The organism is Bradyrhizobium sp. SZCCHNS30572, assembly GCF_032484415.1.
Lineage (GTDB): Bacteria > Pseudomonadota > Alphaproteobacteria > Rhizobiales > Xanthobacteraceae > Bradyrhizobium.
On record NZ_JAUESY010000001.1, the window covers coordinates 122,507 to 142,198 of the forward strand.

Annotated in this window: 19 protein-coding genes and 1 pseudogene; 10 read left to right on the forward strand and 10 right to left on the reverse strand. The window is 67.1% G+C overall.

The window, feature by feature from the left end:
- The first annotated feature begins 19 nt into the window (after nucleotides 1–19).
- Together QX048_RS00530 and QX048_RS00535 are read left to right on the forward strand one after the other, a co-directional pair.
- On the forward strand, nucleotides 20–850 hold the full coding sequence (locus tag QX048_RS00530; RefSeq protein WP_316200374.1) for a hypothetical protein: 831 nt from the start codon (nucleotides 20–22) through the stop codon (nucleotides 848–850).
- Between the two features lie 23 nt (nucleotides 851–873).
- Nucleotides 874–1,704, forward strand: coding sequence for a type 1 glutamine amidotransferase (locus QX048_RS00535; RefSeq protein WP_316200354.1), 831 nt, complete (start codon nucleotides 874–876; stop codon nucleotides 1,702–1,704).
- A gap of 5 nt (nucleotides 1,705–1,709) precedes the next feature.
- Here QX048_RS00535 and QX048_RS00540 read toward each other — a convergent pair whose 3' ends face one another.
- Nucleotides 1,710–2,420: an LrgB family protein gene (locus QX048_RS00540; RefSeq protein ID WP_315825887.1), complete on the reverse strand. Its 711-nt coding sequence runs from the start codon at nucleotides 2,418–2,420 to the stop codon at nucleotides 1,710–1,712.
- Complete coding sequence (locus QX048_RS00545) at nucleotides 2,395–2,814, reverse strand: CidA/LrgA family protein (RefSeq protein ID WP_316172726.1); 420 nt, start codon at nucleotides 2,812–2,814, stop codon at nucleotides 2,395–2,397. The genes QX048_RS00540 and QX048_RS00545 overlap by 26 nt, the downstream gene beginning before the upstream one ends.
- 110 nt (nucleotides 2,815–2,924) lie before the next feature.
- On the opposite strand from QX048_RS00545, the gene QX048_RS00550 reads away from it, so the two are divergent.
- The 4 genes from QX048_RS00550 (at nucleotide 2,925) to QX048_RS00565 (ending at nucleotide 8,050) form a co-directional block, all read left to right on the forward strand.
- Nucleotides 2,925–3,806: a LysR family transcriptional regulator gene (locus QX048_RS00550; protein WP_316172725.1), complete on the forward strand. Its 882-nt coding sequence runs from the start codon at nucleotides 2,925–2,927 to the stop codon at nucleotides 3,804–3,806.
- A gap of 361 nt (nucleotides 3,807–4,167) precedes the next feature.
- Nucleotides 4,168–4,995, forward strand: coding sequence for a class II glutamine amidotransferase (locus tag QX048_RS00555; RefSeq protein ID WP_316169580.1), 828 nt, complete (start codon nucleotides 4,168–4,170; stop codon nucleotides 4,993–4,995).
- Nucleotides 4,996–5,021: 26 nt separating this feature from the next.
- Entirely contained in the window at nucleotides 5,022–6,797 is a 1,776-nt protein-coding gene (locus QX048_RS00560; protein WP_316200353.1) for an N-acetylglutaminylglutamine amidotransferase, read from the forward strand.
- 20 nt (nucleotides 6,798–6,817) lie between these two features.
- On the forward strand, nucleotides 6,818–8,050 hold the full coding sequence (locus QX048_RS00565; RefSeq protein ID WP_316200352.1) for a carboxylate-amine ligase: 1,233 nt from the start codon (nucleotides 6,818–6,820) through the stop codon (nucleotides 8,048–8,050).
- Nucleotides 8,051–8,057: 7 nt separating this feature from the next.
- Here QX048_RS00565 and QX048_RS00570 read toward each other — a convergent pair whose 3' ends face one another.
- From QX048_RS00570 to QX048_RS00580, 3 genes are all read right to left on the reverse strand, one after another.
- Nucleotides 8,058–9,263, reverse strand: a complete 1,206-nt coding sequence (locus tag QX048_RS00570) for an amidohydrolase family protein (RefSeq protein ID WP_316200351.1) — start codon at nucleotides 9,261–9,263, stop codon at nucleotides 8,058–8,060.
- 112 nt (nucleotides 9,264–9,375) lie between these two features.
- Nucleotides 9,376–10,008: an alpha/beta hydrolase gene (locus QX048_RS00575; protein ID WP_316172721.1), complete on the reverse strand. Its 633-nt coding sequence runs from the start codon at nucleotides 10,006–10,008 to the stop codon at nucleotides 9,376–9,378.
- Nucleotides 10,005–10,943: a ring-cleaving dioxygenase gene (locus QX048_RS00580; RefSeq protein WP_316167301.1), complete on the reverse strand. Its 939-nt coding sequence runs from the start codon at nucleotides 10,941–10,943 to the stop codon at nucleotides 10,005–10,007. Before QX048_RS00580 ends, QX048_RS00575 begins: the two co-directional genes overlap by 4 nt.
- Nucleotides 10,944–11,074: 131 nt before the next feature.
- Here QX048_RS00580 and QX048_RS00585 point away from each other — a divergent pair, with 131 nt between their 5' ends.
- The 3 genes from QX048_RS00585 to puuE all read left to right on the forward strand — a co-directional run bounded on the left by QX048_RS00585 (nucleotide 11,075) and on the right by puuE (nucleotide 13,851).
- Nucleotides 11,075–11,980, forward strand: a complete 906-nt coding sequence (locus QX048_RS00585; protein WP_315713679.1) for a LysR family transcriptional regulator — start codon at nucleotides 11,075–11,077, stop codon at nucleotides 11,978–11,980.
- Nucleotides 11,981–12,061: 81 nt separating this feature from the next.
- Nucleotides 12,062–12,418: a hydroxyisourate hydrolase gene (gene uraH / locus QX048_RS00590; RefSeq protein WP_315713680.1), complete on the forward strand. Its 357-nt coding sequence runs from the start codon at nucleotides 12,062–12,064 to the stop codon at nucleotides 12,416–12,418.
- 5 nt (nucleotides 12,419–12,423) lie between these two features.
- On the forward strand, nucleotides 12,424–13,851 hold the full coding sequence (gene puuE / locus QX048_RS00595) for an allantoinase PuuE (RefSeq protein WP_316200350.1): 1,428 nt from the start codon (nucleotides 12,424–12,426) through the stop codon (nucleotides 13,849–13,851).
- On the opposite strand, the pseudogene QX048_RS00600 reads toward puuE, so the two are convergent.
- Nucleotides 13,842–15,194 (reverse strand): annotated as a pseudogene (locus tag QX048_RS00600) (amidase). The gene puuE and the pseudogene QX048_RS00600 sit on opposite strands and share 10 nt — an antisense overlap.
- On the reverse strand, nucleotides 15,181–16,374 hold the full coding sequence (locus tag QX048_RS00605; protein ID WP_316200349.1) for an MFS transporter: 1,194 nt from the start codon (nucleotides 16,372–16,374) through the stop codon (nucleotides 15,181–15,183). The pseudogene QX048_RS00600 and the gene QX048_RS00605 overlap by 14 nt, the downstream one beginning before the upstream one ends.
- Before the next feature lie 29 nt (nucleotides 16,375–16,403).
- Here QX048_RS00605 and uraH (QX048_RS00610) point away from each other — a divergent pair, with 29 nt between their 5' ends.
- Nucleotides 16,404–16,745 (forward strand): hydroxyisourate hydrolase, encoded by a 342-nt coding sequence (gene uraH, locus QX048_RS00610; RefSeq protein ID WP_316200373.1) that lies wholly within the window; start codon nucleotides 16,404–16,406, stop codon nucleotides 16,743–16,745.
- A 194-nt stretch (nucleotides 16,746–16,939) separates the two neighbouring features.
- Here the strand turns inward: uraH (QX048_RS00610) and QX048_RS00615 are convergent, their stop codons facing one another.
- From QX048_RS00615 to QX048_RS00625, 3 genes are read right to left on the reverse strand one after another with little or no spacing between them, the layout of a single operon-like run.
- A complete protein-coding gene (locus tag QX048_RS00615; RefSeq protein WP_315713685.1) occupies nucleotides 16,940–17,755 on the reverse strand; it encodes an ABC transporter permease in 816 nt (271 codons plus the stop codon).
- Nucleotides 17,752–18,621, reverse strand: a complete 870-nt coding sequence (locus QX048_RS00620) for an ABC transporter permease (protein ID WP_315713686.1) — start codon at nucleotides 18,619–18,621, stop codon at nucleotides 17,752–17,754. The genes QX048_RS00615 and QX048_RS00620 overlap by 4 nt, the downstream gene beginning before the upstream one ends.
- Before the next feature lie 4 nt (nucleotides 18,622–18,625).
- A complete protein-coding gene (locus tag QX048_RS00625; RefSeq protein WP_006615317.1) occupies nucleotides 18,626–19,672 on the reverse strand; it encodes an ABC transporter substrate-binding protein in 1,047 nt (348 codons plus the stop codon).
- Nucleotides 19,673–19,692: the final 20 nt, after the last annotated feature.

A 19,692-nucleotide genomic window follows, 5' to 3' on the forward strand; every position in this document is an offset into this window, starting at 1 on the left:
GCAGGAGGACGGATCGATCATGTTCGTGGCGCGTTTCCTGCCGATGGCCGCCGCCTTTCTCTGCGCGACCGCCGCCCTCGCGGCCGACAAGCCCGGCGACACCAGGGGTACGGTGCTGGAGCCGTCGCCGGCCAATCTTGCGCTGACCTGGAGCCGGGCCAACCTGGTGTTGCCGGCGACACTCGCCGGCGGACGGCGCTGGGAGGGCCGTGCGGAGGACGCGCCCGACGTGATCGGGATCGCGCCGCTCGTGATCGTGATGCACGGGTCGAGCGGCGTCGCGCCGGCGGTGAAGGAGTTCCAGGCCTGGCTCGCCGACGAGCTCGGAGTGGCATCGGTGGCGCCCGACAGCCTCGCGATTCCCGACCGGCTGACCTACACCTCGCCGGTCGACGTCGCGACCTATGAGCACGTCCACGCCTTGCGGCTGGCCGAGCTGGAGAACGCGCTGAAGGCGTCGCGCGACTGGAGCTGGGTCGACCGGCTGCGGATCGTGCTGGCGGGCACCAGCGAGGGCGCGGTGGCGGTCGGCCGCTACGCCGGCAAGGACGTGGCGGCGCGGCTGATCTATTCGTGGTCGTGCGAGGACAACTACTTCGTCACCGCGCCCGGGCTCGGCATCGGCCCGACCGAGCCGGTGCTGAACGCGATTTCGGCGCGCGATCCCTATTTCTCGGCCGCCAATCCCTGGAACAAGGACCGCGCCGTCACCGGCTCCTGCGCCGCCGCGCTCAAGGACGATGCGAAGGCGGAGGTGATGGTGATCGATGCCGACGTCCATACGATCCTGAACCGGCCGGAGGTGCACGAGCGGAGCGCGCGATTCCTGCGCGGCGTGTTGGATCCGTGATCGGGCGGGCGGAGGTTTGACGAGTGCTGAGACTGCTCGTGCTCGAAGGCAACTCGCTGGACGGCCGGCGCCGCTGGGCCGAGGTCGCAGGCGCCACGCCGTCGGAGAGCTACGCGGCCGTGCTGCGCGCACTCGCGCCGGACGCGGCGATCGACATCGCCACGCCCGCCGATGCCGATGCGCGCCTGCCGCAGCCGGTCGAGGCCTATCAGGGCATCGTCATCACGGGATCGGCGCTCAATATCTATCAGCGCGAGCCGGAATCCCTGCGTCAGATCGAGCTGGTGCGCGCGATCTTCACGCAGGGCGTGCCGATGTTCGGCTCATGCTGGGGGCTTCAGCTCGCCTGCGTCGCGGCCGGCGGCGAGGTGTCACTCAATCCGGCCGGCCGCGAGGTCGGCTTCGCGCGCAAGATCGCGCTGACGGAGGCGGGCCGCGATCATCCGATGCATGCGGCGCGGGGCGCCGTGTTCGATGCCCCGGCGATCCATAGCGACATCGTCACCCGGCTGCCGCCGGATGCGACGGTCACCGCACGCAACGCGATGAGCGAGGTGCAGGCCGCGGAGATCCGCAGCGGCCGCGGCCGGTTCTGGGGCGTGCAGTATCATCCCGAATTCAGCCTGCAGGACGTCGCCTGGGTGCTCCGCCGCATCGGCCAGCCGCTGGTCGAGGAGGGCTTCTTCGCCGCTCCGGCGGAGCTCGAGCGCTACGCCGCCGATCTCGCGATCCTGCACCACGACCGTGCCCGGCGCGACATTCTGTGGCGGCTGGGGCTCGACCAGGACGTGGCGAATGACGGGATGCGGCAGACAGAGATCAGCAACTGGATCGCCTCGCTCGCACGGGGCTGAGCGCGCTACCGCATGAACTGAATGATGAGCGGCGCCAGCGCCACGTTCATCAGCCCGACCAGCACCATCACGAGGCCGGCGACCGCGCCCTCCTCGCGACCGATCTGGTTGGCGCGCGCGGTGCCCGCGCCGTGCGCGCCGACTCCGAACAGCGCGCCCTTGGCCAGCGTCGAGCGCAGCGGCAGCCGCGCGAGCACGAGGTCACCGACGGCGGCTCCGATGATGCCGGTGAGCACGACGAACACGGCGGTGAGATCGGGGATGCCGCCGATCTCGCCGGAGACTTCCATCGCGAACGGCGTGCTGATCGAGCGCGGCAACAGGCTCAGACGCAGCTCGCCATCGATGCCGAGGACATAGGCGAGTGCCCAACTGGTCGCCACCGCGGTGAGGCTCCCCGCGACCATGCCGGCCAGCAGCAGCGGCCAGCGGCGGCGGATCAGCGCCCGCTGCTCGTAGATCGGCACGGCGAAGGCGACGGTGGCCGGGCCGAGCAGCGCCACCAGCCAATGCGTGCCGCGGATGTAGTCGCGATAGGAGACGTTGAGCGCGAGCGCTGCGATCATCAGCAGTGCTGGCGCCACCGCGAGCGGCATCAGCCACCAGCGCGGCCAGCGCCGGTGCATGCGCTTGGCGAGCACATAGAGCAGGATCGTCGCGAGCGACCAGACAGCTGCCTGGATCAGCGGCTCACGCCACAGCGCGGCGAGGGTCATGACGCTCGGTCCAACGGTAGCAGAGGTCGATCGTGAGCGCGGTCACGCACATCACGGCGGTGGTGCTGACGACGATCAAGGCAAAGATCTTCAGGCCAAGCAGGCCGAACAGTTCGCGATGGTCGAGCAGCGCCAGCACCGCCGGCACGAAGAACAGCAGCATCTCGGCGAGCATCCAGTTCGCGCCGCGCTTCATGCTGGCGACCTTCAGCCCGCCGGCCAGGAACAGGGCGAGCGCGAGTGCCATTCCGATGATGCCGCCGGGCAATGGCAGGCCGGTCGTCCGGGCCAGCGCCTCGCCGACAGCCCAGAACAGGCCGAGCAGGCCGATCTGCACCAGTCGGTTGCGGCGGAGCAGGCGATGGACCCCAATGGAAATGTTGCGATGCATCATGCGACGCGTCCGAGAAGTGATTGCGCCTTCAAGGTATGTCGCATCGCAGCATGTAGAAAGCGAATTGATTGAATGATAATAAGTCCAAAATGGAATACTAAGGGGCGATTATGGAACTCCGTACCCTCAGGACCTTCGTCGAGGTCGTCCGGCAAGGCGGCTTCTCCCAGGCCGCCAAGGTGGTGTTTGCGACCCAGTCGACCGTGAGCAAGGCCGTCAAGCAGCTTGAGGACGAGCTCGGATTGCCGCTCTTGGACCGGCTCGGCCACAAGAGCCGCATGACAGCGGCTGGCGAGATCGTCTATCGCCGTGCGATCCGGCTGCTGACGGAGCGCGATGATCTGCAGGCGGAGCTCGCCGAGCTGCGCGGCCTGAAGCGCGGCGTGCTGCGCCTCGGCCTGCCGCCGATCGGATCGAGCACGCTGTTCGCGCCATTGTTCGCGCTCTACCGCCAGCTTCATCCGGAGATCGAGATCCGGCTGGTGGAGCACGGCAGCGACCGGCTCAGCGAATTGCTGGCTGCAGGCGACATCGATTTTGCCGGCCTGCTGCCGCCGATCGCCGATGAGTTCGCCGCGCAGATCGTGCGCCGCGAGCCGCTGATGGCGCTCGTTTCCGTCGAGCATCCGCTGGCCCGCCGCGAGACGATCATGCTCGCCGAGCTGCGCGACACGCCGTTCGTGCTGTTCGAGGCCGGCTTCGCGCTCAACCGTATCCTCCGCGAGGCCTGCCGCCGCAACGGCTTCGAGCCGGTCGTGGCCGCGCGCAGCACGCAGATCGATTTCATCGCCGAACTCGCCGGTGCCGGTCTCGGGGTTGCCTTTCTGCCGCGCATGATCGCGACCCAGCGCACGCAGGTGCCGATCAGTCTCGTCCTGCTCGACGAGCCCGGCACCGAATGGACGCTGGCGATGGCCTGGCGTCGTGGCGCCTATCTCTCGCCGGCCGCGGCGGCGTGGCTCCGGCTGGTGCGCGAGCGCGGCGAGGCGTGAACATGAGTGCGACGATGTCGCTTCATCTGTGAGGAACGTGCAGCGAGACGGTCGGTGTCGCCATGGCGATTGGCGAGGACCTGAGCTCTACGCACAACGCGCAACGATCGAACACCTGTCGCAACGCCGCGAAAGCGCGAGCCAGTAGAGGCGACCCTCGGACGTGCGGATGGGAACGGCAGGAGCTGACGAAGGTTGCCTCTGCGCGCTGACTCGTTGATCTGCGCTCCCACAGGCCGACGTCCCGTGCGTAACTGAGTGCGCGGGAACCAGTGGTGCTTTGACGCGTTTCCGCCTGCTCCGAAAGAACGTGACACGCGCAGGCGTGCCGCGAGCCCATTGATTGAACCGGAGGGGCAGGATGTGCCGCTGGATCGCGTACCGCGGTGAGACGACCGCCTTCGAGCACTATGTGACCGAGCCGGAACATTCCCTGGTGACGCAGAGCATCCGCGCGCTGGAATCCACCGCAGGCACAAATGGCGATGGCTTCGGTCTGGGTTGGTATGGGGATCATCCTGAGCCCGGCCTGTATCGCGAGACGCGCCCGGCGTGGTCCGATGAGAACCTCCGCTATCTCTGCCGACACCTGCGTTCACATCTGTTCTTCGCGCATGTGCGCGCCGCGACCGGCACGGCCGTGACCCGTCAGAACTGCCATCCGTTTGCCTGCGGCCGCTGGCTATTCATGCACAACGGCTTCGTCGGTAGCTGGAACAGGCTTCGCCGCAAGGTCGAGGCAATGATCCCGGACGCGCTGTATCCGTCGCGGCTCGGCACCACCGATTCGGAAGCCGTGTTCCTCGCCATCGTCGGCGCCGGCATCGATCAGGACCCGATCGGTGCGACATCGAACGTGCTGCGCGCGCTCCGCCAGTTGGTCAACGAGGACGGTCTGCGTGAGCACCTGCGCTTCACGTCCGCCCTGTCGAACGGCCACGATCTCTACGCATTTCGCTTCGCTGCGAATGATCGCGCCAACTCGCTTTACTACCGGGAAGATGGGGATCAGGTGATCGCCGTCTCCGAGCCTTTTGACAAGGAGCCGGACTGGATCGAGGTTCCGCCCGATCACGTGCTGGTCGCGCGCGCGTCCAGACGCGCTGAAATCGTTCCGCTATTTGACGCAGACTCTGCCGGTTTCGCCGCGGAACACAAACGAAGACAGAGGGTTGTCGGCGGCACCTAAGAACAACAGGAACTGGATGATCCGCGATGTGCGGCATTTGTGGTGAAGTCAGGATTTCCGGACAGCCCGCGCTCGCGGCGCTCGGCCGCGTCAACGATGCGATGCAGGCGCGCGGTCCCGACGCCGCTGGCCTCTACGTGCAGGGCGGAATCGCGCTGGGCCACCGTCGTCTCAGCATTCTCGATCTATCAGCCGCCGCGCAGCAGCCGATGATCGATGCCGCGCTCGGCCTCGGCATCGTGTTCAATGGGTGCATCTATAATTTCCGCGAGCTGCGCGCCGAGCTGCAGGCGAAGGGCTATCGCTTCTTCTCCGACGGCGATACCGAGGTGATCCTCAAGGCCTATCATGCCTGGGGCAAGACCTGCGTTCAGCGCTTCAAGGGCATGTTCGCCTTCGCGCTGTGGGAGCGCGACAGCGGACGCGTCGTGATCGCGCGCGACCGTCTCGGCATCAAGCCGCTGTACTACACCGAGGGGCCGGGCTTCCTCCGCTTTGCCTCGTCCCTGCCGGCGCTGCTCGCCGGTGGTGATGTCGACACCTCGATCGACCGAACGGCGCTGCATCATTTCTTCAGTTTTCACGCCGCCGTTCCGGCGCCGCGTACGATCCTCAATGGCGTGAAGAAGCTCGAGCCGGCGACGTTGCTGACGATCGAGCCCGATGGAACGCAGCGCCGCGAAAGGTACTGGCAGTTCAGCGTCGGCGCGTCGCGCTCCACCGATCGTGCCATGAGTCAGGAAGAATGGTCGGATGCATTGCTGGACGCGATGACATCGGCGGTGGACCGTCGCCGCGTCGCCGACGTGCCCGTCGGTGTGCTGTTGTCGGGCGGGCTGGATTCGTCGCTGCTGGTCGCGCTGCTGTCCAAGCTGGGACACGAGGACATCCGCACCTTCTCGATCGGCTTTGACGCTGTGGGCAAGCACGCCGGCGACGAATTCCACTACTCCGACATCATTGCACGGACGTTCGGCACCAACCACGAGCAGATCAGGATAGGCGGCAACCGCGCGCTCGACGCCTTGCCCCACGCCATCGCAGCCATGTCCGAGCCGATGGTCAGCCACGACGCGGTCGCATTCTATCTCCTGTCGTCCGAGGTCGCCAAGCGTGTCAAGGTGGTGCAGAGTGGGCAGGGTGCGGACGAGGTGTTCGGCGGGTACAGCTGGTATCCGGGCTTTCTCTCGGCCAACGATCCCGTTCAGCAATATCAAAATGCCTATTTCGACTGGACGCATTCGGATCTGCAGCGGCTGCTGGCGCCGGAGTTGCTCGGCGAAGACGACGAGAGCCTGGCATTCGTGGAGCGCTTCTTCGCAGCTCACGCTGGCGCCTCGGCGGTGGACAAGGTGCTGCAGATCGACACCGAGATCATGCTGGTCGACGACCCGGTGAAGCGGGTCGACAACATGACGATGGCGTTCGGGCTGGAGGCCCGCGTGCCGTTCCTCGATCACGACGTGGTGGAGCTCGCCGCGCGCATGCCCGCCGAGCTGAAGGTGAAGAACGGCGGCAAGCACATTCTCAAGGAGGCGGCCCGCCGCTGCGTGCCGGCGGAGGTGATCGACCGTCCCAAGGGATACTTTCCGGTGCCGTCGCTGCGCTATCTGCGCGGCCCGTTTCTCGACTATGTCCGCGACGTGCTCAACGACGAGAAGGCGCGCGCACGCGGTCTCTACCAGCGCGACCTTATCGACCACATGTTGCAAAACCCCGAAACCGAGATGAGCCCCAAGGGACATTCGCGGCTGTGGCAGGCGGCCCTGCTCGAGGCATGGCTTCAGACTCACGGCATTTGACGTCTGACAGGATTGATCACATGGGATTGGATCCACGCATCTTGGAGAAGCTGCGGCTCGGCCTGAGCGATGACGAGCGTCGTCTGGTGATCCGCTCGGCCACCGGCAGCGAGGAAGTCACGGAATATTCGTTCGGCATCGAGGAGGAGTACTTTCTCGTCGATGCGCAGACGCGCGATGTCGCGATCCGCACGCCGGACGATCTGTTCGAGGCCGCCAACTGGTCGACCGGCGGGCAGGCCATGCGCGAGATGCTGCAGGCGCAGCTCGAGGTCGCCACCAACGTGCATGTCGATGTCGGCGATGCGCGCGAGGAGCTGAAATTCCTGCGGCGTGAGGTTGCCAGCGTGGCGAGTCAGTATGGCCTGACCATCCTGGCCTGCTCCACGCATCCGACCGCGACGTGGCGCAGCTCACAGCCGAGCCCCAAGCCGCGCTACGCGGAGATGATGGAGGACCTCCGCATCGTCGGCCAGCGCAACATGCTGTGCGGCATGCACGTGCATGTCCAGTTGCCGGACCCGGACCTGCGCTTCGCGGTGATGCGGGCGATGCTCCCTCACATCCCGGTGTTCGTCGCGCTGTCTGCGTCCTCGCCGTTCTGGAATTCCCGCGAGACCGGCCTGAAGGGCTATCGGCTCGCCGCCTATGACGAGCTGCCGCGCAGCGGCCTGCCCGAGCTTTTCACCTCGAAGCAGCAATATGATCGCTATGTCGCGGCGCTGACGAAGTCCGGCGTGATGCCGGACGAGAGTCATGTCTGGTGGGCGATGCGGCCGTCGCTGCGGCATCCGACCTTGGAGTTGCGTGCGCCCGACGTCTGCACGTCGGTGGATGACGCCGTGGCGATTGCCTCGCTCTATCGTGCTTTGGCACGCTACCTCTATCTCAATCCCGATCTTGCGGAGAGCGTCGGCAATGTCGAGCGCGCGATCGCGGTCGAGAACAAGTGGCGGGCGCAGCGCTATGGCACCGACTGTCTGTTCGTGACCGAGGACGGTCCCGTGACGGGCCAGGAGATCCTCAACCGCATGATCGCGGATGTCGCACCGCATGCGGAGGCTCTGGGATGTCTCGCCGAGGTCGAGCACTGCCGCATCATCATGCAGTTCGGCAGCTCGGCCGACTATCAGCTGCAGGCCTATCGCGAGTCCGGCGGACAGTTGTCGGCCGTGACGCGCTGGATCGAGGCCGCGACGGTGTCGCGCGCCGAGCCGCCGCGCTCACAAGCACCGGTCGAGCCGGCACAATGACGCGGGCCTAGGTCGGCTGCCTGATCACACGGCCGTCGCGCGCGATGAGGCGGCCGTCCTTGTAGACTGAGCGGCCCTTTGGCACGGCGACGACGGCCTCCGGCACGTGCTCGGCATCGAGGGTGACGAAGTCGGCCCGCGCGCCGACGCGCAGGCCGTAGTCCGCAAGCCTCAAGGCCTTGGCGCCGGCTTCGGTGACGAGGTCAAAGGCCATCCGCAACTCGTCATCGACATAGAAGCCGGAGCGATAGCCGACCATCATGGCGCGGTTCAACAGATCGCCGTCGCCATAGGGCCACCAGGAATCGCGGATGTTGTCGTTGCCGCTGAACACGGTGACCCCCGCCGCGCGCAGCACCGCCACCGGCGGGAAGGGCCGCGCGCCCGGAGCGTTGGTCATGATGGCGACGCCAGACGCCGCCAGGACGTCGGCAATCTTCTTCAGCGGGTCAGCAGGCAGGTCGCCGAGCGCGTAGGCGTGGCTGACCGCGACGCGGCCTTGCATGCCGAGGGCGCGCGTGCGCGCCGCGATCTGCTCCAGCTCGAACAGGCCGAGCATGCCCGGATCGTGCAGATGGATATCGACATCGACGCCGTGCTTGTGGGCTGTGCCGAACACGACGTCGAGATGCCTTTCGACGTCGCGGTCGAAGCTCGCGGGATCGAGCCCGCCGACGAGGTTGGCGCCGAGCCTGATGGCCTCGTCGAGCAGCTCGGGCGTGCCCGGGCTCTTGAGGATGCCGCTCTGCGGAAAGGCGACGAGCTGGATCTCGATCAGCTCGCGATACTCGTCGCGGACGCGCAGGATCGTTTCCAGCGATGTGAGGCCGACGGAGCCGTCGACCATCACATGGCTGCGCATCCGCGTGGTGCCGTGGCCGATGCAGAGATCGAGCTGGTTGCGGGCGCGCACGTCCATCGGTGCCGCCGCGGCCATGTTCTGCGCCTGGAACGTGACGCGCTCATGCACGTCGAAGCCGTTGGTGCACGGCTTGTGCGGCTTCCAGGCATCGCCGTAGAAGCTGGTGTCGAGATGGATGTGGCCCTCGACGAAGCCGGGCACGACCAGCGCGCCGCCGAGATCGATCACCTCGCGCGCCTCGGGGCGCTCGGTCTCAGCGAGAACACCGCTGATGCGGCCGCCGTCGACCGTGATCGCATGGCGCGCGCCGCGGTCGAGCCGCGCATTGATGAACAGCTTGTCGACGGCCATGCACGATCCTTCCCATCCATCCGCCAGCATCGGAGCCGCCGGAGGGGCGGTCCGATGCTGGTGCCGATGAGACCACATTCTTGGCCAGGAGCCGCGACAGCCGCAAGCGTCTTCAGGCGGCGATCGCCTGCGGCAGTCCGGCGAGCCAGTCGCGCGCCAGCGTCACATCCGCCTGCGACAATTGGTGCCCCGCCGGAAGCGTCGTGTGGGTCACGTCGGCGCCGGCCTCGGTGAGCTGCGTGCACAGCTTCGCCGAATTGCTGGCGGGCACGATCGGATCGGCGAGCCCCGACAGCATCAGCACCGGCCGGCGCGCGAGCGTGGCGGCCGGAGGATGCGCCAGCGGCACCATGGCGCGGAACAGCACTGCACCGGTCAGCGCTTCCGGCTGCAGCAGCAGCAGCGCGGCGGCGATGTTGGCGCCGTTGGAATAGCCGACCGCGACCGGCGCTCCGATCCCGTAGTGCTGACGCGCCTCGCCGATGAAGGCGCCGAGCTCCAGCGCGCGTCGGCGGACGTCGTCCTCGTCGAACACGCCCTCGGCAAGCCGGCGGAAGAAGCGCGGCATGCCATGCTCGAGCACCTGGCCGCGCGGCGACAGCAGGGCGGCGCCGGGCGACAGCGTGGCGCCGAGCGGCAGCAGATCGTTCTCGTCGCCGCCGGTGCCGTGCAGGAGCAGCAGTGGGGCTGCTCCCGGTGTGCGTCCCGGCTGGAAGCGGTGGGTGAAGGACAATGCCACGGTCATGATGCGGCCTCTTCGAGGTTGGGCAGCACGCCTTCGATCTGCTTGCGGTGCGATTCGAGGAAGGCGGGCAGCTTCAGGTTTCGTCCGAGCTCGGCGACCGGCTCGTCGACCGCGAAGCCCGGGATATCGGTCGCGATCTCGAACAGCACCCCGCCAGGCTCACGGAAGTAGATCGAGCGGAAGTAGTTGCGGTCCTTCTGCTCGGTCGGATGCAGGCCGTGGCGATCGACCAGCCGCTGCGCCATCACGCCCTGTGCGGCGTCATCGGCGGCGCGGAAGGCGATGTGATGCACCGACCCGGCGCCCTGCGCGCCGCGCAGGAAGCCCTTGGCCTCGTAGATGTCGACCACGCTGCCCTGCGCGTCGCCCGGCGCCTTGAAGCGGATGACCGAGCCTTCGCGGCCTTGCTCTGCAAAGCCGAACACATCGGTGAGGACGGCGGCGGTCTTCTCGGCGGAGTCGAGCAGCAGGGTCACGCCGTGGAAGCCGCGGATCGCGTGCTCGGCCGGAATGTCGCCATTGCTGTAGCCGGGCTCATTCTCCGCGCCGGGGACGCCGACCAGCGCGAGCGCCATGCCGTCCGGATCGGCGAACGGCAGCACGGATTCACCGAAGCGCTTCTCCAGCGCCTCATAGGCGATGCCCTTCTCGGTCAGGCGCTGCGTCCAGTAGCCAAGGGAGCGCTGCGGCACCCGGAACGCGGTCTGGTGGGTCTCGCCGACGCCGCGGCGGCCCGGCCGCACGCCGGCCCAGGGGAAGAAGGTCAGGATGGTGCCGGGGCGGCCGGTCTCATCGCCGTAGTAGAAATGATAGGTGCCGGGATCGTCGAAATTGACCGTCTTCTTGACGAAGCGCAGCCCGAGGTCGCGGGTGTAGAAGCCGAAATTGCGGATCGGATCGCCGGCAATCGCTGTCACGTGGTGCAGTCCGGGCATGTGGGTCTCCTGTCGATGGGCGGCCGAAACGGCCGTTGAATTCCTGAGCGCAATATTGGCCGGCTTTGATTTGGAGACAATCCGTGCTCTTGTGACGTCTCTGTCTACGATTTGGCGACAATGGCGGGCCTATGGACAAGCTGAGCAGCCTGCGGGCCTTCGTGAAGGTGGTCGAGAGCGGCAGCTTCGCCGAGGCCGGCCGGCAGTTGCGGCTGTCGCGCTCGGCGATCTCGAAATATATCGGCGAGCTGGAGGCGAGCCTCGGCGTCCAGCTGATCGTCCGTACCACCCGCCATGCCAGCCCGACCGAGACCGGACAGCTCTATTTCGAGCGCGCAGTCTCGATTCTCGCCGAGCTCGACGCCGCCGATCAGGCCGTCAGCCAGTCGCAGGCCGCGCCGCGCGGGCTCTTGCGCGTCAACGCGCCGATGTCGTTCGGCACCATGCGGCTCGGTCCCGTCGTCGCCGATTTCATGGCCCGCTATCCCGAGCTGCAGTTGCAGATCGTGCTGAGCGACGACCTGCTCGATCCGGTCCAGGACGGTTTCGATGTGACCTTGCGGATCGCCGAGCTGGAATCGTCGAGCCTGGTGGCGCGGCGGATCATGCCGGTGGAGCGCGTGATCTGCGCCGCGCCGGCCTATCTCGCGCGGCACGGCACGCCTGGCAGCCCGGAGGAGCTGCGTCGTCACACCTCTCTCACCTACGGTTTCCTGCTGACCGGCAATCAGTGGAAGCTCACCGGCCGCGACGGCGACCACTGGGTCCAGCCGGCGTGGTCGTTGTGCGTCAACAATGCCGAGGTGCTGCGCGACGTCGCCATCAGGGGACAGGGCATTGCGCTGATCCCGCGCTTCATTGCGGCGGACGCGCTCGAGAGCGGCGCGCTGACCGCGATCCTCGCCGATTACGCCGCGCCGCCGCTCGCGCTGTATGCGATCTATCCGCCGACGCGGCACCTCTCGGTGAAGGTGCGGCTGTTCATCGACTTCCTGGTCGAGCGCTTCGGCAAGGAGCGCGACGTGACCAGCCCGTAGGCTGAGACTGAACTGCAAATCGCCTCGAACCTTTAACCTGGCGCTGATAGTGTTCCGAACCGGCAGCAGAGGGAACGATGCATGGGGCGGCTGAGCACGCATATTCTGGATACGGTCAGGGGCAAGCCCGCGGCCGGCGTCGCGATCGATCTCGATGTCCTCGAGCCGGACGGCTCCTGGCGCCGCGTCAAGCAGGTCCGGAGCAATGCCGACGGGCGCACCGACCAGCCGGTGCTGGCGGCCGATGACTTCACCACCGGCACCTACATGCTGACCTTCCATATGGGAGCTTATTTCAAGGCCCATGGCCTCGCCTCTGAAGACCCGCTGTTTCTGGACTTGATCCCGCTCCGCTTTTCCGTCGCCGACGCCGGCGCGCACTATCATGTGCCGCTGCTCGCGACGCCCTGGAGCTACCAGACCTATCGCGGGAGCTGATCCGGATGAGTGCTGACGTCTATCCGCGCGACATGGTCGGCTACGGCCGCACGCCGCCGCATCCGCGCTGGCCCGGCGATGCCCGCATCGCGGTGCAGTTCGTGATCAACTACGAGGAGGGCGGCGAGAACAACATCCTGCACGGTGACGCTGCCTCCGAAGCCTTCCTCTCCGAGATCGTGGGCGCCCAGCCGTGGCCGGGCCAGCGCCACATGAACATGGAATCGATCTACGAGTTCGGCTCGCGCGCCGGCTTCTGGCGGCTGTGGCGGATGTTCACCGCGCGCAAGCTGCCGGTGACGGTGTTCGCCATCGCGAGCGCGATGGCGCGCAATCCGGATGCTGTTGCTGCGATGAAGGAAGCCGGCTGGGAGATCGCCTCCCACGGCCTGAAATGGATCGACTACCGCGATGTCCCCGAGGTCGACGAGCGCGCCGATATCGAGGAGGCTATCCGGCTCCATACCGAGCTGACGGGCGAGCGGCCGCTCGGCTTCTACCAGGGCCGCACGTCGGAGCGCACGCTCGACATCGTGTTGAACGAGCAGGGCTTCGTCTACAGCGCCGATTCTTATGCGGACGAATTGCCGTACTGGATCGCAGGGCCGCACGGCCCGCAACTGATCGTGCCCTATACGCTCGATGCCAACGACATGCGCTTCGCCACCCCGCAGGGCTTCAATTCCGGCGACCAGTTCTTCGCCTATCTGAAGGACAGTTTTGATACGCTCTACGCGGAGGGCGCGGAGAACCCGCGCATGATGTCGGTCGGGTTGCACTGCCGGCTGGTCGGCCGCCCCGGGCGCGCGGCCGCGCTGGCGCGCTTCCTCGACTACATCACGGGTCATGACAAGGTCTGGGTCGCGACCCGGCTCGACATCGCGCGGCACTGGATCCGGACGCATCCGCCGGCCGGCGCGTGGCGGCCCTCGCAGATGTCGCGCGTGCTGTTCGTGGAGCGCTATGGCGACATCTTCGAGCACTCCCCGGAGATTGCCGACCGCGCCTATCGCGCCGGCCTGTCCGCATTCGACGACGCCGCGGATGCGCTGCATACGACGCTCATGAACGTCGTCCGCGCCATGAGCCGCGACGAGAAGCTGAAGCTGATCCGCGCCCATCCGGAGCTCGCCGGCCGCGAGGCACTGGCGGGTGAGATGACGAACGACTCGATCGGCGAGCAGGGTCGGCTCGGCTTCACCTCGCTGTCGCGCGCCGAGTTCGAGCGCGTCGCCGACATCAACCGCCGCTATCGCGACAAGTTCGGCATGCCGCTGATCGTCGCTCTGGCGCTGCACGCCGACCGCCCCTCGGTCATCGCCGAGATGGAGCGTCGCATCGGCAACGACCCGGACAGCGAGATCGCCAACGCCATCGACCAGATCGGCCACATCACCCGGGCCCGGCTGGCGAAGAAGTTCGATCAGGACTGAGCAAGGATCCGCTCGGCGTCGGCAGCGACATCGAGCAGCAGGCGGTCGTGGCCGCGGGCCGCGATGAGTTGCAGACCGAATGGCAGCCCGTGAACGTTGGCGCCGCAGGGGATCGAGATCGCCGGCACGCCGGCGTGATTGGCGTAAGGCGTGAACACCGCATGCGCGCGCGGGCTCGCCGGCTTGCCGCCGATCTCGGACGGGCCGAGCTGCGTGAACGGCCAGGCGACGCAGGGCACGGTCGGCGCCAGCAGCACGTCGGCCTGTGTGAAGAAGCTTGCGAAGGCCCGCGCGATCTGCGCGCTTGCCTCGAGCGCACGCGCGACGTCGGCGCCGCTCAGGCCGAGCCCGCGCTCGATCTACTTGGCGATATCTGGATCGAATTGCGCCGGATCATTGTGGAAGGCATCGCCGTAGAGCGCGGCCAGCCCGGCATGCTGGAGCGGCATCACCGCGTCCTCGGCAAGGCCGGCCGGCCAGACGGGATCCTTGTCGACGATCGGCATGCCGCCGGCGCGGAGGCGGTCGACCGCCCGCCGCAGGCCAGCGCTGATGTCGTCATCGACCGCGACGTCCAGCCCGAGCCGCGGCGAGAACGCCACGCGCGGCGGCGTTGCATGATCCGCCGCGGCCACATCGAACGTATCAGGATCGCGCGGGTCGGCGCCGGCCATGATCTCGAACGCAAGCCTGGCATCGCCGACATCGGCCGCGATCGGCGCAATCACCGAGATGCGCCAGAATGGCTCGGGGAATCCCGGGCCGTAGGGAATGGCGCCGAACGACGGCTTGAAGCCGACCACGCCGACATGGGCCGGCGGCCGGCGGCTCGAGCCCCCGGCATCGGTGCCGATCGCGAGCGGCACGAGCCCAGCCGCCACCGCAACGGCGGGACCGCCCGACGAGCCGCCGGGCGTGAGCTGCCGGTCCTGCGGATGAACGGTCGGTCCGAACAGCCGCGAGGTCGTCACGCCCTTGCAGGCGAACTCGGAAGTTGCGCCGATGCCAACGATCACGGCGCCAGCGCGGCGCAACCGCGCAATCGCGATCGCATCCTCGGGCGCGATGAAATCAGCAAACAGCCGCGAGCCCTGCGTGATGCGCCAGCCCTCGACCCAGATGTTGTCCTTGACCACGATCGGCACGCCGGCGAGCCGCATTGCTTCGCCGGCGGCCACGCGCGCATCGACGGCAACGGCCTCGGCGCTCGTTCGCGCCGGATCTGTGGTGACGACGGCGTTGAGGTCATGGGCCGCCGCGATCCGCGCCAGCGCCTGCTCGGCCATCTCTCTGGCGGTGCTTTGCCGCGCCATGACAGCGCGTGCGATGTCACTTGCGCGCATGGGATCGCTCCATCAGCAGTACGGCTGTGCCTGCGGCCGCCGTCAATCCGAGTGCGACGAAGCTGCCGCCGAGTCCCACGCGGGGAGTCAGCAGCGCGACGAGCAGCGGTGCGGCGACAAGGCCCAGGAACGAGGCGGTGAGCACTGCGCCTGTCGCCTCGGCGACGCGTCCGGGCTTGGCGAGATTGGCGATCTCGGCGATGAACACGCCGTTCCAGCCGCTCGCCGTCAGCCCGAACACGATCGTGAGCAGGATCAGGATCGATCGGCTCAGCAGTGGCCCGCAGAGACCGAGCAGCATCGCGCAGACGGCCATGCCCACGCCCGCCATCACCAGCACGGCGCGCGCCGAGCGCAGGCGCGTCGCGACCACGCCCCAGCCCAGCCGTCCCATCAGGCCGGCGCCTTGCGCCGACGCCAGCACCCAGCCGGCCTCGACATGGCTCAGCGCGAGCTCTGACGTGCCGAAGCTGACGAAGCAGGTATTGAGGATGACCTGCATGCCACTGAACGGAATCGAGGCGACGGCGAGCGCGGCCATGCGGCGGTCGGCGCTGATCAGTCGCAATCGATCGAACAGGCCGAGCCGCGGCATGGTTGGCGGCGTCATGGCATAGGCCGGTCTGAGACGCTCGAAGCCGGCGACGGCGATGGCGGCGCAGACGATCACGGCGGCATAGGCGGAGCTCGGCGCCAGCAGCACGGCGATCGGCGGCAGCAGCAGCGAGCCGACGACGGCGCCGATCTGGTTGCCGGTCTGCCGGATCGAAAACACCATCGCGCGCTTCTCGGCCGGCACGAGCCGTCCGAGAAGCGCCGAGCTTGCCGGTGTCTCCGGTCCGACCGCAAGGCCGAGCATCAGCCCGGCCCCGAGCAGCGCCCATCCGCTCTCCAACAGCGCCAGCGACATGCCAGCGCAGACGGCGACCGCGCACAGGGCCGCCACGCGCAGCGAGCCGACGCGCTGGACCAGCGTGCCGCCCCAGAACGAGGAGACGAGGCTGATGGTGAAGGCTGTGGTGGAGAACAGCGACAGTTGCTCGATGCTCAGTCCAGCGCGCGGCGCCACGACGCCCGGCGCGAACAGCGCCAGCGACACCAGGGCCTGCAGCGCGGTCATCGCAGCGACTGCAGGCCACAGCGGCGGCGCTGGCGTTGATGCTTGCTTCGCGGCTATCATGCCGCGACAACCTGATGGCGGAGCACGAAATGGCCGGTGGAATCTCGGTTCATGCGGTTGATGTGGCGAACGGGCGCCCCGCGCGTGGCCTGCGCGTCGCGATCTGGCGCGTGACGCCCGATCGCACGCTGCTCGCGGAGGGACAGCTCGGCGCCGATGGCACTCTGCAGGCGCCGGTCGTCGAGGGCCACGGCGTGACCGCCGGCGAGTATGAGGTGCTGTTTCATGTCGGCGAGTTCTTCGGGACTGGCGCTCAGACGAAATTCCTCACCACAGTGCCGTTTCGCTTCGCGATCGACAAGGTCGAGGAGCACTTTCATCTGCCGCTCAAATTCACTCCCTGGGGCTATTCGATCTTCCGTGGGGCCTGAGGTACAGCTCGCGCCGTCGTACGCTGATGGTTGGACGATCCTGCCTGCCAAGGAAATACTCGTCATGCCCGTGTCCCGGGCATCCACGTCCATCCACGATCGCCGGCCGACGTGGATGGCCGGGACAAGCCCGGCCATGACGGCTTGGAGTTGGACGGGCACGAACTCCCAATTTCAGGAACGGGCACTCAGCCTCAACCCGTCAGCCGCTTCGACAGTCCGGTGGTGCGCTCCATGATCGTCATCAGCGCGATCGTGGCAATGATCAGCACGCTCGACAGCGCGGCGATGGTGACGTCGAGCTTGCCTTCGAGGTCCTGCCACATGCGGATCGGGAGCATGTCGGTGGCGGCGTCGCGCAGGAACAGCGACACCGGCACGTTGTCGAACGATGACATGAAGGCGATGAAGGCACCGGAGATGATGCCGGGGCGGATCAGCGGCAAGACGATGCGGCGGAACGTGTAGAGCCTGGAGGCGCCGAGGATCGCCGAGCTTTCCAGCAGGGTCGGCTCGAGCTGGGCCAGTGCCGCGACGGTGTTGCGGACGACATAGGGCACGCAGACGATGGTGTGGCCGATCACCAGGGTCAGCAGCGACACCGGTAGGCCGATCAGCGAGAAGAACATCAGCGCCGCCAAGCCGAAGGCGAGTGCCGGCAGTACCAGCGGCGACATGAACAACGAGTCCAGGAGCTTCGCCGTGAGCGTCTTCGAGCGCGAGATCGCCAGCGCCGCGGCGACGCCGAGCATGATCGACAGACCCGTCGACCATAGCGCGACGACGACGCTGTTGCGTGCGGCGAACTGCAGCTGCCAGGCGTTCCACAATTCGACGTACCAGCGGGTCGAATAGCCCGGCGGCGGGAATTTCAGCGAGAAGCCGGACGTGAAGGAGACGATCACCACGACCAGCGACGGCGACACGATCAGGATCAGCGCCAGCACGGCAACCACCGTCATCACGATCTGGAAGCTCAGCGCTTCCCAGTTGCGCTGGCGCTGGCTCATCTGGCGTCTCCATAGCCGCGCGCACGCCGCCCGAGTGTCGAGAACAGCGCGACGATGGCGAGCACTGCGAACAGGAAGATGATCGAGATCGCCGCCGCGAACGGCCAGTTCTGCAAGGTCGAGGCCTGCTGATACAGATACATCGGCATGAACAGCATCTGACCGCCGCCGACCAGCGACTGCGTGATGAAAGCGGTGATCGCAGCCGCATAGGTCAGGGTGCAGCCCGCGATGATGCCTGGCATCGACAGCGGCAGCATCACCTTGACGAAGGTGCGCCAGCTTCCGGCGCCCAGCGAGGCCGAGGCGTCGGAGAGATTGGGATCGATGCGGCCGATCGCGGTGATCAGGGGAAGCACCATCAGCGGCATCTGTACCTGCGCGAGCGCCGCGACCAGTCCGCCTTGCGTGTAGATCATGCGCAGCGGCGTGCCGATCAGCCCGAGCGATTGCAGCACGGAGTTGATGATGCCCTGCCGGCCCAGGATCACGATCCAGGCGAAGGTGCGGACGACGACGCTGGTGAGCAGCGGCAGCAGCACGATCATGATGATCAGGGTCTGCACCCGGCTGCCGGAGCGCTGGTACAGCCAGGCGATGGGATAGCCGAGCACGAGACAGGCGAGCGTCACCTCGGCGCCGAGCAGAAGCGTCGAGCCGAGCACGGCGAGGCTGAAGGGGTCGGTCAGGAATTTGACGTACTGGCCGAGCCCCCACACCGTCGCCGCGGTGTCGTTGTGCAGCGAGAGAAAAAGAAGTTGCGCCAGCGGCAGCACGAAGAAGATCGCGAACACCAGGCCCAAGGGCAGAGCAAGCCCTAGGCTGAAGCTGGTCACGTCTCCAGGTGCGGTCGTGGCGCTCTTCATCGCGTCAGATCTTGATGTCGCGGTTGAACTTCTCGATCCAGGACGCGCGCTGCTCGTTGATCTTCTTCCAATCCTGGAACACGAACTTCTTCTTCAGCTCCGCGGTGTCCTTGGCCAGCACCTTTGCGATCTCGCCGGACATCGCGACCTTGGTGTTGGTCGGCACGATCAGATACGGTGAGTTCATCAGCGTGGTCTGCACCTCCGGTGACAGCGCCGCCTCGATCAGCTTGAAGGCAAGCTCCTTGTTCGGTGAGTTCTTGACGATGTGGATCGTGGTCTTGAAGGCGATCGCGCCTTCCTTGGGCGCCACGAACTCGACGGGCACGCCGCGCGCTTTCAGGATCTGGATGGCGTTGAAGTTGCCGGGCGAGATGTCGATCTGGCCCTGCTGGAACAGGGTCGCCAGCGCGCCGGGATTGGCGGCGACGGCGGCGAGGTTCGGCTTCAGCTCCTCCAGCGCCTTGAAGCCTTCGTCGACATTGGCTTCCGAGCCGCCGCGCATGCGCGCGATCTCGACCAGCCAGCCGGTGCCGAGCGTGGAGTTCAGATTGGTGATGCCGACCTTGCCCTTGAACTCGGGCTTCCACAGATCGGCCCACGAGGTCGGCGGCGTCTTCACCGTCTCTGGATTGTAGGTGAGGCCGACGACCTGGAAGAACGGCGCCGGGCCCATCGCGTCCTGCGCTTCCGGAATCAGGTCCTTGAAATAGGTGCTCTTGTCGGCTGGGTAGGGCTCGACGAGATCCTGGCCGATCGCGACCAGCGCCGGACCCGGGTCGTGCAGCATGACGTCGATCGGCGGATTGGCCTTGGCGGCGTTGACCTTGGCGATCTGGTCGACCGACAGCATCGGATCGAGCACGATCGCCGCATCGGCGTTGGCCTTGCGGAAGGCAGGGACGAGCACGGCTTTATGTGCTTCTTCCCAGCTGCCGGTGAAGGTCGCGAACACCAGCGGCCGCGCCTGCGCGAGGCTCAAGCCCGGGAAGGCGTGCATGGCTCCCAGCGTCAAGGCGCTGGTCAGGAGCCGGCGGCGATCAAGCATCATGTTCCACTCCGATGTGTCTG